Below are 12875 nucleotides of genomic sequence, written 5' to 3'. Positions count from 1 at the left end.
GGCCTGATAGCTATCGGGCCCCATTTTTTACATAAACTTTTGCCAGCTAAGCCAGCCAATTAAGCCCACCACAGCCAGCCCGGCCACATTGGCACTCCAGTGGTTTTTTAACAACCCTAACTGCGAGTGGCGATTCATCATAAATAACAACAGCAGTGCAATAACAGGTAACAACAAGCCATTCGCCGCCTGGGCAAACATAATTGCCATCAAAGGCTTAGTGCCGCTTAAAGTAAACCCTACGCCAATAAGAATAATGCTAAGCCAGACCGCCCTGAACCATATACCACGCATATCTGATGGTTTGTTTAATGCGCCGGTTACAGCATAGGCCGCCGCCAGAGGCGCCGTAATCGCACTGGTTAAGCCTGCAGCAAACATCCCCAGGGCAAAAAACAGTTCGGCGAAGTCACCTAACAGCGGCGCCAGTTGTTTGGCCAGATTTCCGGCATTCAGCGCCTCGGCCTGGCCGTAAAATGCCTGCATGGCGGTGGCCATAATAAATAGCGTTATCAGACCGCCAACGCCAATGGCCAGCGCCGACTGCCGACGATAGTAGCCGGCAGGCTGTGAGCCATCCTGCTCGTTTTGCGCAATCAGACTGGCATGCAGAAACAGGTTGTAGGGCACAATGGTGGTGCCGATGAGGGCCAGAATGGTGGTAATGCTGTCCATAGAGGCCACCGGTGCGAACAACTGGCCAGCCATTGCTCCCCAGTCTGGCTCACTCACCGCAAACGTAACCACAAATACCATGGCCATAATGGCAACGAGCATCACCAGTACGGTTTCGATTAGCTTGTAGTGGCCGCTCCACAGTAGCAAGACGGCTAAACCGCCGAGCAGACAACTCCAGGCCGGGATGCCAATGCCCGCAATACTGTTCAGGCCAATGGCGGCTCCGGTCAGGTTTCCTGATTCATAGGCCGCATTGCCAATGCCAATGGCGCCGACTACCAGCAATGACAACAGCACGCGGATAAACGGATTCGCAATCTGAGTTCTTAACGCTTCGCTCATACCTGAGCGTGTGGCATAGCCGAGTCTTACCGCCATGTCCTGCAGAATAATGGTGGCCAGCACCGAAAAGACTAAGGCCCAGACCAGATGAAAGCCAAAGTTAGCACCGGCCAGACTGGCGGTGGATACGGTACCGGGGCCGATAAAGGCGGCGGCAATAATAAACCCTGACTTGGTTCGACGTTGCGACATGTTACACTCTTCTTATTATTGGATGTACGGGCACAAGTGCTGTGAGCGGTTACGCTCGGTATAAAGTACATTAACACCATTTAGTATCTCAGGGGAATGGCATGGTTGGCAGCAAAACTGACTATGAAAAACTGGCAATGGTAGCGGTACTACCAGAACAGGCGTATCTGGAAGGGCTTATTTTTGGCGTCGCGGCCTGCCCGGAAATCCCCATGCCTGAGCAGTGGATGCCCTGGGCGATCCGGGCCGATGCGAATACCGCTATCAGCAAGCAGCAGGCCGATGAGCTGGCCGATTACCTGATGGGCCGGTTACGGGATACGCTGGACAGCATGCGTAAAGAGGAGCGTTTACTGCCTGAAGAGTGCCAGTGGCGCGGCAATGGGTTGCAACATGACGAGCTGCAACAGTGGCTGAGAGGCCTGCTTACCGCGCATCAGCAACTGGAAAAACAATGGCAACAAGCGTGGCAAATGAGTGAGCAAACGTTGGATTTGCCAGCGCTGTCTGGCCGGCTCAACCGCTGTTTAAAGCTATTTACTACGCTGGCCGATCCGCAATCGAGGTTGCAACAAACATCGCCTGAAAAGCGCCAGGAACTCACCGACGGACTGCCTCGGCTGGCAGCCAGTTTGCCACCTATGTTAAGAGAATACGTAGCGATCAGCGGCGAATTAGTGCAGGTTCTGCCGAATCAGTTTGAGGTAGTCCCAAAGACAACCGGAGAATAGCGCTTAGCGGACTTTCTGACTATTACGGTACTGGAGTTGTTCGCGAAACTTAACCACGTAGCGATCAAGTTCCATCTTTGCCTCGTCGTAGGCCGACTGGCGTTCAGAACACCCTGGCTCATCCATCAGGGCGCGAAAGGCAATGTCGGTCTTATGCAGAAGTTCCTTTAGCAGTTGGTTATTTACATCCATTTAAATTGGTCCTTTTAAACACCAGACTTCCATTTGGGTGTGTGGGTTAGCAGGGCTTAAACCATTTTGCCCTAAATAAATTTTACCACCGCCAGTAATACCACGGCGAGCAAAATCAGTACAGGTGCTTCATTTAAAATACGGAAATAGCGCGACGAATGCGTGATCTTATCGGCTGCAAATTGTTTAACCAGTGACCACAGGTAAAAGTGATAAACGTACAGCAAAGTCACCAGCACTATCTTGATATGCAACCAGGTCGATGCGGCAAACCATGCATAGCCATAAGTGTAGATGAGAGCCAGGCCAAATACCAAGGTCAACAGCGCAAAAGGGGTAACAAACAGCCACAGGCGACGTTCCATCACTTTAAACTGGTCTTTAACCGCCTGTTCGTCGGTCTCAGCATGGTAAACAAACAAGCGGGGTAAATAAAAGATACCGGCAAACCAGGCCACCATAAAAAAAATGTGCAGGGCTTTTAACCACAGTATTGTCATTCTCTTTTCTCTTATTAAAACTGAGCACGTTGCAGAAAACTCTGCAACCGGTTCCAGGTAATTACGCCGGTGAGTTTGGCCGGATCATCGTCAAAAATATACACCGCCCCGGAGCGGGTACTTTTCAGCAATTCATAAACTTCCGCCAGGGTGGCCTGGGCTGATACACCTTGCATAGCCTGATAGCTAATGGGGTGAGCGTGGCGATCCAAACTGACATCATAATGCACCCAGGAGTAGTTAATATCCTGCTCAAAGCGTTTTTGCTGAATAACGGTTTGGGTCGGATTATTCGACAGCACTTTTTCCAGTGCCGCTTCCGGTGCATCATAAAAGAGCTTAAAGTCCCTTTCCATGGCCGCCAGTACGCCGGTTTTCTCCAGTGCCTCACGAATCGAGGTAATAGCATAGGGTAGTTTCTGGAAATCCAGCTGCTGAATAAAAATAGAGCGGTTACCTAAAAACTGCGTAGCAGTGACGTAAGCCGGCACAATTACTAATATCGCGGGTAAGATGATCTCCGGCCGGTAAGATAACTCCATTACCGCCGACAGCGCGGCCAGCGGCGCGTGCAGTACAGCGGTAAGCATACCGGCTATGCCAAGCAGGGCAAAGCTGGAGGTAAAGTCTTCCAGTGGTAACCAGTGTGCCACGGGCAGCAACAAAACAGCACCAGACAACATACCCAGAACCATTACCGGGCCAATAATCCCGCCCGGGATACCAAGGCCAATGGCAAAGGTGGCGAGCAGGAATTTCATTAGCAGAATTTCAAGCAGGATCAGCGCCGTTGGATGGGTAGAGAACAACGCGTTGACGTCCTCGAAACTGGCACCAAGCGCTTCGGGTAATAAGGCGCCGCCAATGGCCGTTAGGAGCCCGGCGAGTAACAACCGCCAAACCATGGAAACCTTACGGAAAGCTCTCATCACCGACATCAGCAACTGATTAAATAACGTAGCCAGAACGCCTAGCAGACAGCCAAATACAATCAGATACAGATACAACCACTGACTGAAGGATGAAAAAGAAAAGTAGGCCAGCTCGTTGCCTTCACCAAACACGATGCGGGTGATTACCGAGCCACAGGCTGCTGCCAGCATTACCGGTACAAAAACGTGGATTTTATATTCTCTTAATACCACTTCCATCACGAAAATCACTGCTGCAAAGGGCGTATTAAACGAGGCTGATATGCCCGCTGCAATGCCGCAACCGGCCAGTGTACGAATACTGTTTTGAGGCAGCTTCAGGGCCTGACCAAACAAACTGCTGCCGGCCGCGCCAAGATGAACCGATGGCCCTTCACGACCAACCACAAAACCGCCAGCCAGCGCCAGCATTCCGCCAAAAAACTGATTCACGGTAGTACGCCAGGGGATATGGCCGTAGTGTTGCTTCACGCGGTGAATAACAAACGGAATGCCCAGCCGGTAATGCTTAAAACCGGTCAGATAAGCAATCAGCAGAATCAGTATTACGGCTGAAATGGGCATCACTACCCACACCCATTTAGCGCTCAATCCCCACTGTTGTAGCAGACTAACGCCGGAAGATTGTAACCAGTCGATGCCTAAACGAAAAAGCACAATCAGCAGCGCCGACGTAACACCGGCAATGATCCCCAGCAAGCATACCTGAACGGAGGTGCGGGGGTGAGCCAGTTCTTGTCGCAGTGCGCGCAATTGCATAAATAAGGAACGCCGGTGAGGAATAGCTAAATAGTATCACAAGTAGTTGGTTTGCAAAGTAATGGCCTGCCAATGGTGGGCATAAACCGAGGAATATTTGAATAATTGCGGTAAAACGGGCAAAGTTCGGTTTTTAGTTCCACAGTGATTGCCATGCACTTATCTGAAATACCTCAGAAGCTGGGTCAGACCCGCACCGTTTTGCTGTTAGGCGCCAGTCTGCTGGCCATGCTGGTATTCGGGATGTTTCTTGCCAACGCAGACCGTGGCCAGTTAGTTGATGAAACCCGGCAACTGCAACACTCTATCAGCAACCTGCAAACAGAGAATGAACAGCTGCAGACCCAGGCTAATCAGCTGGAGGTAAAGCTGGAACTGGCCGAAATGCGTGCCGAGCAACTTAAGCAGGAAGTGGTGCGTCTGGAAGAAGTGGTGTTTAATCTGCAAAAAGATAAAGCGTTTTATCAGCATGTAGTAGCGCCAGAAACTACTCAGGACGGCTTTTTTATTGATGGTTTGGAACTCTTTGAGACCACAACCGAGGGCTATTTTAAGGCGACCATGGTGTTACTGCAGCAACGCGCAGTCAGCGCTATTGTTCGTGGCGATCTTAAAGTCGCGGTTACCGGCATCCAAAATGGTAAACATCGCATTCTTACCTCTGACGACAATGCGATTTTACCTGAGGGCAATGTGACTTACGGCTTTAAATATTTCCAGCCAGTAACCCTATACCTGCAACTGCCGGAAAATTTCGAGCCCGAAAGCATCGAGTTTACTACGACGGTGTATCAGTATAAGCGGCGCCGGGGAGACTACCAGCGCAGCTACAACTGGCAGGACATACTGGTAGCCGATCAGTAAGACTCGCCCCTCTTCGGTCGGGTAAGTTACATCCAGCCGGGCTTTTTCACCTCGACTTCATACAATACCCTTTCAATCAGCGGTGAGGCAAAATCAGTGGCAACAAAGGGGATTTTTACTCTGCCACTGGCCAGCACAAAACCTAAGGTGCTGAGCTGCCGACGGCGCATAAACAGACTCTGTCTTACCTCAACCTGTTGCACCTTAGCCAACGGGAAACACCAGTAGTCGATGCCAATGATGCCTTTGCGAACGTAAATGTAGTCAGCGTCGCTGGCAATTCCCCAGCGCTGCCAGCGAAGGTAGGTCAGGGTGACCATAGCACATAATATCAGCAGTGGTGGTAACGCGCCTGTGGCGCCAAGGACTTTAAAGCTGACAATGCTCGCCAGAACCGTCAGAGGCAGGATCCACAGCATCAACTGACGCCAGAAGAAGCGTATGTGAATTGGCTCAAAGTTCATGTGCCGGGCCTGCTGTGCAGCGAAGACGTTACTGGTAAGCTCATCTGATTCGGCAACAGTCACAGAGGGTACCAGCAGTTTATGGGTGGCCTTAAGTTCGTTGGGGTTGCTCCGGCCGGTGACATTTTGTTCAAAGTAAAGGTTTACCCGACCGAGTAGCCGGTCGAGCCAGTCTTGTTGCTGACGGGCTATTTGTACCCGCGTGCGTTTCATACTGACTTCCTGACGATTCAGCAGACCACTGTTGCGAATGTATTTATCCCCTTGCCGGGTAAGGCGGTAGCCGTAAAACATCAGTACACTGCCTCCAATAGAGAAGAGGGCCATCAGGATCAGCAGTACAATGGCAGTGAGCACGCTCATTACTCCCACATACCATAACGCCACCACTTGCTCACCAAGCCAGGCTTCCGCCTGCGGGCGCAGGGCATTCATCTGGCGAAAAATAAACCCGGAGATTTGCTCATAAAAAGGCGCCAAGGTGCCCAGCACAATCCACACCCGGTTATTGGTAATGCCATGTAAAATAAGGTCGCGAATGGAGCGTTCGTTAAGTAGCTGTTCGTCGGTGGCAGTTGAGGAGAGTGATTCTTCTGTAGTGGTTGCCGATTGCTGGCGATGTGCGCGCATTACTGTTTCTTTAACAAACTGCGCGTATGCTGAGGTCACCCCGGCAAAGTGGGCTTCCTGTTTAGCCGAGCCAGCTGTGTCCAGAGTGACGATACGTAAATCATTAAAGCGAAAATAAAAGGGCTGATCGAATTTCACATTCTGGATCCGCTCATAGGGCAAATCGGTAAAAGTTCGGTCCAGTACACCGGAACGGATGGCTATGCCTTTATCCGTTACCGTAAACTGAAAAAAGTAATACTTGAGCACCGACGAAATAGCCCAGCCCGCACCCATTGCCAGTAGCAACAAGGGAAAGTACTCAGAATCAATCAGTTTATGACCGCCCACCACGTAGGCAGGAATAACGTAGATGGCAAAGCTAACCGACTGCCTCAACTGTAAAAACAAAAAATGTAAAACCGACCAGGGCGATAACCGCTGCCACTGTGTTGATGTTGTCTGTACAGACTCTGTTGGGGTTGTCACGACTAATCCCTGGTGAGGTCTGAATGGTTTAACACAAACTGGCGCATTTTCTCGGCCGTCTCTTCGGGCAGTCCCGGAATCGCCAGCGTATGGTCACTGCCGCCGGCGGAATAGACTTTCAGTGTTGCCAATCCCGCCAGGCGCTCCAGAGGCCCCCGTTGAATATCAATATGCTGGATCCGTAACATGGGCTGACAGATGACCTTTTTAAAGATCAGTCCTTTAAACAGGATGATGTCCTGCTCTCGCAGGGTGTAGTAAATCAGCCGATCGGCAAAATAGTGGTAAGTAAATATCAGGCCACCAAGCAGGACAGTGATCGCACCAGCAACGCCTAAGGAAAATTCCAGTTTTACCGGCAGAGTAAACCAGGGCTGATAAGCTACAATCAGCAGTACCGTAAACACCAGCAGCGAAATAACTACCGTGACCGTCAGGTTCAGTTTGCGGTAACCGGGTGAGATCGCTTCGCTTGGCAGTTCACCCAGACAGGGCAGCTCCTGTGAATAAAGCGGATTATTAGTGACTGACGGATGTTCCATAGTAGTAATGTTACTTAACCGGGATTGACGTAGCTCTACTATACCACTGCCGAAAAGCGGTGAAATATCCGTGCCGGGTTAAATTGTTACGGAGTTTGTCGTAGGGCGTTGCGGCTGGCTGCAAAAGGCGCCGGGTAGTCGATTTCGCTGAGGATAACCTCGCCGGGCAGACAGTTTGCGTCCACATGTTGCAGCAGATCCTGACGCACTTCGCAAAACAGCACATCCAGCGCAAAACGATTATTGCCGTATAACCCGCGATGCATCATCGACGCATCGAAAATCAGCAAGTCGCCGGCGTTCAATGGTACTTGCTGCCCACGGGGTAAATCGTGATAGGACTCGCGGCCATTGCGGGCCAAACGGACGTCGAGTTCTTCCGGACTGTCCCATTGATTGTGCGAACCAGGGATAAGCTCAATCCCCGGTTCATCATACAGCGCTAAGCGGTAATGCAATACACGGGTAGAGCCAAGCTGAGCCTGTTCTTCCTCGGGTGAGTAAAGGTACTGGGTGTCCCGATGCCAGTAATTTTTCTGCTGCGGATTATGCGGGTCAAAAAACAACTGGGTATTCATAAATGCGGCACCATCAGGCAGCAAAGGCTTTACCATTGACGCCATTCTGGCAGAACCAATAATGCTGAACATTGCTTGCCGGTCTTCGTCTGACATACGCTCCGCATGGGTAAGGTAGGCTGAGTTAATCGCCCGTTGCCGGTAAAAATTTTGATTTTCCTGCAGCCAGTGCTGGTGAAAGCGCGCGGTGATCCGGCGCAATTGCTCAAGTTCATGTTGGTCAAGAAAAGCAGGCTGGTACACGAAACCTGATTGTTCATATTGCGTGGCGATGTCTTCGCTGGCCAAGGCCAAAACTCCTTTTTAGCGGCGGCTTATTGCCCGCCGGTTAGTTGAAACGCGGCCCAGTAAAAGGGATGCGGGTAAAGCGCGCGGGTATCCTGCTGCGCGGCTGCCAGGGCTGAACTCGGTGCCTCAGACTGCAAATAAGTATAAAAACGGCTCATCAGATAGCTGGTGGCTTCGTCGGGCACCTGCCACAGGCTACTGACAATACCGTTGGCTCCGGCAAACAGAAAACCCCGGTTTAAGCCCACCAAATCATCACCGGCCGAGATATCGCCTAAACCCGTTTCGCAGGCCGACAGGACCACCAGGTTGGCATCTAAATTTAAATCGTAAATTTCAGGCACGGTTAGCATACCATCGTTGGCAGCGTCGGCAGCCAGAAACAACCGCGACTGCAACGGCGCATCAGGATTAAACACACCATGCGAGGCCAGGTGGATAATCTGAAAATTCGCCGACTGTTGTTTTAATAAACTTTCAGACGCTTGTGTGCGGCTGTAAATCTGACTTTGTGGCCAGAGTTTACTGATCTGCTGTGCTTCACGCTGAGCGCCGGGCAAATCCAATTCCGGCGCGTTTAAATCCGGGTTAGCCAGAGCCAGCAACTGCTCGCCGGCCACCTTCTCATCGACAAATTGCAATACCGAGGCAGCAGGCAGCAAGCGCAAGTTAAATTGCTCACCAAGCAGGCGACCATCAGGGGCGGTAAGAATAGTAAACGGCAGATAGTGAAGCGCGCCGTGGGGCACAACGGTGAGCGTTCCGGCCGCGTTGAGTTCATTGGCGACCGGCGCAATTAAATGGCTGTAAAGCTGCGCCGCCTCTTTTTGCCAGGCATCGCCGTCACCCCGGTTAATAGCATCCCGCAGGGCTGTAATGGACTCTTCAAGTGCCGGTAACGGCTGAGAATGCACGGCGATAGATGAGGCCGTTACCACAAAAGCAAATAACTCCGGCTGCCGCCCCTGACTGAAAAAATACAGCAGCAGGGTTTCCTGTTTGCCTAAGCGGTTTTGTATCGAGGACAGCGAAGGCGGTGATACGGTGAGCAGTGAAGCAAGCTGCGGCGTAGTTTGTTCTATAACTTTTAATTGCACGGCAATGCCGCGAGTGGCTTCATTGGTGATGCCGCTATCGTTCACTAGCGCTTGTTGTTCGATAGACTGTAAAGACGTAAGAGCTTGTTCGGCGGCGGGCGGTAGCTGGCTGCCAAAGCGCTGTTTGGTGGCGAGTAAATCCACCAGGGCGCGGGCCTTGGCACGTTCCACATAGTTGTAGGCCTCGTTAAAGCGCTGTTCCTTTACCAGTAACGACACCATATCACCGTACACGGCCTGCTTGTCGTTAACAAAACCAATGCGCCCGGCTTCGGTATCCATGCTCTTGCGCTGTCGTTCAATAACCTCAATGGCTCGCTGGTAATAATTGATAGCCTGACTGTTGTTGCCCTGTAAGTCGGCAATGCGGCCCAGGCCATAAAGTGCCTGCCAGTACACGGTGCCGAAGCCTTTTACCTTAGGCTCGTTAATAATGGCCTGATACCCTTCCTGTGCCGCGGCGAGGCGGCCAGTTTCAAGCTCTGCCTGATGGCGCATAAAACGCGGTTCAAACTCAGCGGTAAAATTTAATGCGGTTTTATAGTCGGTGTCGCCGTAAGCATCTACCATGGCTGCATACATTATCGGGCCAATCACATCGAGCGCGGTCGTCAGGCCGTCGAGAAATTCATACATGGCGTTCTTCTCGATAATGGAAGCCTGATAGGCCTTCTCAAAATCGCCAAGGGTCAGATAGATGCGGCCCAGCCACAGCGCTTTGGCCTGGGGCAGTCGCCACTGTGCGGCATTGGTTGATGACGCGTCTATGGCGGCGATCTCACTGGCATAACGGCTGGCGAGTTCAGGTTCGTTATTGCGGGCCGCCATCAAGCCCAGCGTACCAAGTGCCAGCACCTGATGTTTCAGGCGGTAGATATTGCTGTAGCCACTTTCATCGTAGCCGGCAATTTGCGGGTATCTTTCGGCATAGTCGTTGTTGGTGACCGCCAGCGGATAGGCGTAGGTGGTGGTCAGGTTGTAAAGTGAGTTTGCAAGACTTTCGGTGTTCTTGATATTGCCTCTGGCCATCGCCGCTTCGAGTTTCAGTTCGGTAAGCATGCCCTCACCAAATGCACCGGGGGCAATAAACTGCGTATCAAACCAGCCCTGTACCATATACAGCAGGGTGTCATCGGCGTCTTCAAAGCGTTTATCGAGCTCGTTAAAGCATCCATCAATGGGGGTAAATACCCGGCTCTTCACGAAGCTCTGGCAATAGGCCCACAGCTCATTGGTGGGCAGTGATAGCAGTTCCGGCGTTTGCTGCCCTTCATCGGCCAGGGTTTTATAATCCCCGCTTAAGGTTGAGCGGGTAACATTTGAGGTACACCCGGCAACAAATATTGCGATAGCAAGGAGTAAAATACGACGCACGGCAATCACCTTCTTCAGCCTGTCTGTCAAATTTAGTCACAAACCTGGCGACAGTAAACCCACTAAGGGCAGAATGCGTATAGAAGGCGAGGTGTATATACTGGTCAGCCGCGGTCAGAACACGGCTGACAATAGTTGATGTATTTACTCAGGTATTAGATAATAGCGCTATTAATTGCCGAGTGTGGTCGGCCCAGGATTGAGGTGAATATGTCAGTAGAAATGGCGTTACCCATTGATTTTTCAGATGCGGCGGCATTGAAAGTCCGCGAATTGGTGGAAGAAGAAGAAAATCCGAACCTGAAGCTGCGGGTCTATGTTACCGGCGGCGGTTGTTCGGGGTTTCAGTACGGTTTTACTTTCGACGAGAAAGTGAATGAAGGCGATATGGCCATTGAAAAGAACGAGGTCACATTGGTTGTTGACCCGATGAGTCTACAGTACCTGGTGGGCGGCACGGTTGATTACGTGGATGGCTTGGAGGGTTCACGGTTTCTGGTGAATAACCCGAATGCTACAACTACCTGCGGCTGCGGAGCCAGCTTCAGCGTTTAATGATTATCTAAAGCAGCCTAAGGGCTGCTTTTTACTTTCTGGCTTCTTTTAATTTTAGTGTACAGGGAATAACTCTATGAAACTTTATGGCTCTACCACGTCGCCCTATGTTCGTCGCATTCGCTTATTTTTATCCGGTAAAGACTATGAGTTTATCAATATGGATATTTTTGCCGGGCCAGGCCGCGAACTGTTGAGAGCCAAGAATCCGGCCCTCAAAGTACCAATGCTGGAAGATGGCGAGTTAATTATTTATGACTCCAGAGTGGTGTTTCGGTATCTGAGCGAAAAGTTTGCGCTGGCCCCTCTAAGCTGGCTTGAAGAAAATCGTCTGACCCTGATTGATGCGGCCAACGATACGTTTGTGCAGTTGATGATGCTTAAGCGCTCCGACATTGCTAATCAGCCGGAAAAGCTGTTTTTCAAACTCAATAACGAACGCATCGACACCTTGCTGACCACGCTGAACGGTGATGTTGAGGCCGGGCATTTCTCGCAATGGGATTATCCGGCAATCTGCCTGTTCTGTTTATTAGACTGGGTAGCCTTCAGAGAATTAGCCAGCTTCGATGCATATCCTGCGCTACAGGACTTTTGGCAACAGCAGCAGACTCAGGCCGATATCGCCACAACCGATCCACGGGTTTAATACCCCCGATCGAAGTCAAAAAGGTAGATGAGCGGGGCGTTTTCAAGAAACCGGATAAGGTTGCCCTTAAATATCACCGCCACGTCCTGCTCTCTGGAAATGGCCGCCGTATGCTGGGTGACGTAAGCATTGGGCAATGTCCAGTAGGGGTGATCGTCGGCTAAAGGTTCATCCACAAAAACGTCGAGCACCGCTGCGTGCAGTTGCCGTGTGGAAAGTGCCTGGATCAGGGCATTATCATCAACCACTACACCTCTTCCGGCGTTTATCAGAATACTGTGTGGTGCCATGGCTGCTAAAAATTCCGCATCGATGAAATGACGGGTTGCGGGTGTGTCTGGCAGCAGGCTCAGCACAAAGTCACAGGCAGCGGCAAATTCCAGTTTGTTATCGGGCGTAAACACCTGCGTGTAGTCGGCTGTGGCGCTGCCACGGCGATTAAGCCCCACCACTTTCATATCAAATACCGTTGCCACATCAACCAGACTCGCGGCAATATCACCGGCCCCGGCGATGCCCAGCGTTTTTCCGGCCAGCGCGTCAAATCCCGGCGGTTGCCATTTATTCGCCGGCGCCTGCCCCGCCAGGGCAAAGCCCTCAATATTGCGCGTAAAATATAACAAATAGGAAAACACGTACTCGCGCATTTGCTGATCGAATATCCCCTTTACTCCGGTTAGCTGATAATCCCGTTTGCCTGCGCGTAATAACGGCGCATTTCCGGCAAAGGTGGATTGTAGCCAGCATAATTGCGGGCATTGGTTAACGACCTGTGCCAGCAAATCGGGATCGCCCAGCGCTAGCTGGACGTGCTGGCAATCAAACTGTTCAGGGTCATCGGTAGCAACCGACAAGCGGACGTTGTCTGGTAACAAAGGCGCAAGAAGCTCTGAGTAAACCTGGTAGTCGCGGCTTAAGATGCTGAATTGCCAGATGGCAGATGACGTGGAAGTGGACATAAGTAAAGAAAAGTTTCCTATTTGTGATTTTTATGTGAATTATATTCCTTAATTTTGTGTTAAATCCGAATTATATTCAGC

Annotated in this window: 13 protein-coding genes; 4 read left to right on the top strand and 9 right to left on the bottom strand. The window is 51.2% G+C overall.

Translation table 11 applies throughout. The annotated features are described in order from the left end of the window. Positions 1-27: 27 nt before the first annotated feature. Positions 28-1212: an Nramp family divalent metal transporter gene (locus tag C6Y40_RS21660; protein WP_105936477.1), complete on the bottom strand. Its 1185-nt coding sequence runs from the start codon at positions 1210-1212 to the stop codon at positions 28-30. Positions 1213-1313: 101 nt separating this feature from the next. On the opposite strand from C6Y40_RS21660, the gene C6Y40_RS21655 reads away from it, so the two are divergent. Next, entirely contained in the window at positions 1314-1943 is a 630-nt protein-coding gene (locus C6Y40_RS21655) for a UPF0149 family protein (RefSeq protein ID WP_105936476.1), read from the top strand. Positions 1944-1946: 3 nt separating this feature from the next. Here C6Y40_RS21655 and C6Y40_RS21650 read toward each other — a convergent pair whose 3' ends face one another. The 3 genes from C6Y40_RS21650 to C6Y40_RS21640 all read right to left on the bottom strand — a co-directional run bounded on the left by C6Y40_RS21650 (position 1947) and on the right by C6Y40_RS21640 (position 4326). Continuing rightward, positions 1947-2135 (bottom strand): hypothetical protein, encoded by a 189-nt coding sequence (locus C6Y40_RS21650; protein WP_105936475.1) that lies wholly within the window; start codon positions 2133-2135, stop codon positions 1947-1949. A 71-nt stretch (positions 2136-2206) separates the two neighbouring features. Further along, positions 2207-2635 carry a CopD family protein gene (locus tag C6Y40_RS21645; RefSeq protein WP_105936474.1) on the bottom strand — a complete coding sequence of 143 codons (429 nt, stop codon included), beginning with the start codon at positions 2633-2635 and terminating at the stop codon, positions 2207-2209. Positions 2636-2649: 14 nt separating this feature from the next. Further along, entirely contained in the window at positions 2650-4326 is a 1677-nt protein-coding gene (locus C6Y40_RS21640) for a chloride channel protein (RefSeq protein ID WP_105936473.1), read from the bottom strand. Positions 4327-4479: 153 nt separating this feature from the next. On the opposite strand from C6Y40_RS21640, the gene C6Y40_RS21635 reads away from it, so the two are divergent. Further along, the gene (locus C6Y40_RS21635) at positions 4480-5190 is read left to right on the top strand and encodes a DUF6776 family protein (protein WP_146129627.1); all 711 of its coding nucleotides are present in this window, start codon (positions 4480-4482) and stop codon (positions 5188-5190) included. A gap of 26 nt (positions 5191-5216) precedes the next feature. Here C6Y40_RS21635 and C6Y40_RS21630 read toward each other — a convergent pair whose 3' ends face one another. The 4 genes from C6Y40_RS21630 to C6Y40_RS21615 all read right to left on the bottom strand — a co-directional run bounded on the left by C6Y40_RS21630 (position 5217) and on the right by C6Y40_RS21615 (position 10631). Then, positions 5217-6752: a PH domain-containing protein gene (locus C6Y40_RS21630; protein WP_105936471.1), complete on the bottom strand. Its 1536-nt coding sequence runs from the start codon at positions 6750-6752 to the stop codon at positions 5217-5219. 2 nt (positions 6753-6754) lie between these two features. Continuing rightward, complete coding sequence (locus C6Y40_RS21625; RefSeq protein WP_105936470.1) at positions 6755-7294, bottom strand: PH domain-containing protein; 540 nt, start codon at positions 7292-7294, stop codon at positions 6755-6757. Between the two features lie 86 nt (positions 7295-7380). After that, positions 7381-8160 (bottom strand): phytanoyl-CoA dioxygenase family protein, encoded by a 780-nt coding sequence (locus tag C6Y40_RS21620; RefSeq protein ID WP_170308556.1) that lies wholly within the window; start codon positions 8158-8160, stop codon positions 7381-7383. 26 nt (positions 8161-8186) lie between these two features. Continuing rightward, positions 8187-10631: a CHAT domain-containing protein gene (locus tag C6Y40_RS21615; RefSeq protein ID WP_146129626.1), complete on the bottom strand. Its 2445-nt coding sequence runs from the start codon at positions 10629-10631 to the stop codon at positions 8187-8189. 210 nt (positions 10632-10841) lie between these two features. On the opposite strand from C6Y40_RS21615, the gene erpA reads away from it, so the two are divergent. Continuing rightward, positions 10842-11186 (top strand): iron-sulfur cluster insertion protein ErpA, encoded by a 345-nt coding sequence (erpA, locus tag C6Y40_RS21610; protein WP_105936467.1) that lies wholly within the window; start codon positions 10842-10844, stop codon positions 11184-11186. 76 nt (positions 11187-11262) lie between these two features. Further along, positions 11263-11835, top strand: coding sequence for a glutathione S-transferase family protein (locus C6Y40_RS21605; RefSeq protein ID WP_105936466.1), 573 nt, complete (start codon positions 11263-11265; stop codon positions 11833-11835). Here the strand turns inward: C6Y40_RS21605 and C6Y40_RS21600 are convergent. Further along, entirely contained in the window at positions 11832-12794 is a 963-nt protein-coding gene (locus C6Y40_RS21600; RefSeq protein ID WP_105936465.1) for a D-2-hydroxyacid dehydrogenase, read from the bottom strand. The genes C6Y40_RS21605 and C6Y40_RS21600 overlap by 4 nt on opposite strands. Positions 12795-12875: the final 81 nt, after the last annotated feature.

The organism is Marisediminitalea alba (genome assembly GCF_002993365.1).
In the GTDB taxonomy this organism is placed as follows: Bacteria; Pseudomonadota; Gammaproteobacteria; order Enterobacterales; family Alteromonadaceae; genus Alteromonas; species Alteromonas alba.
This window is presented reverse-complemented; position numbering and strand designations above follow the sequence as displayed.

What these genes read in the sequence shown, in the direction of transcription:
- C6Y40_RS21660 (WP_105936477.1), bottom strand. Translation starts at nt 1,212, where the DNA reads ATGTCGCAACGTCGAACCAAGTCAGGGTTTATTATTGCCGCCGCCTTT.
- C6Y40_RS21655 (WP_105936476.1), top strand. Translation starts at nt 1,314, where the DNA reads ATGGTTGGCAGCAAAACTGACTATGAAAAACTGGCAATGGTAGCGGTA.
- C6Y40_RS21650 (WP_105936475.1), bottom strand. Translation starts at nt 2,135, where the DNA reads ATGGATGTAAATAACCAACTGCTAAAGGAACTTCTGCATAAGACCGAC.
- C6Y40_RS21645 (WP_105936474.1), bottom strand. Translation starts at nt 2,635, where the DNA reads ATGACAATACTGTGGTTAAAAGCCCTGCACATTTTTTTTATGGTGGCC.
- C6Y40_RS21640 (WP_105936473.1), bottom strand. Translation starts at nt 4,326, where the DNA reads ATGCAATTGCGCGCACTGCGACAAGAACTGGCTCACCCCCGCACCTCC.
- C6Y40_RS21635 (WP_146129627.1), top strand. Translation starts at nt 4,480, where the DNA reads ATGCACTTATCTGAAATACCTCAGAAGCTGGGTCAGACCCGCACCGTT.
- C6Y40_RS21625 (WP_105936470.1), bottom strand. Translation starts at nt 7,294, where the DNA reads ATGGAACATCCGTCAGTCACTAATAATCCGCTTTATTCACAGGAGCTG.
- erpA (WP_105936467.1), top strand. Translation starts at nt 10,842, where the DNA reads ATGTCAGTAGAAATGGCGTTACCCATTGATTTTTCAGATGCGGCGGCA.
- C6Y40_RS21605 (WP_105936466.1), top strand. Translation starts at nt 11,263, where the DNA reads ATGAAACTTTATGGCTCTACCACGTCGCCCTATGTTCGTCGCATTCGC.
- C6Y40_RS21600 (WP_105936465.1), bottom strand. Translation starts at nt 12,794, where the DNA reads ATGTCCACTTCCACGTCATCTGCCATCTGGCAATTCAGCATCTTAAGC.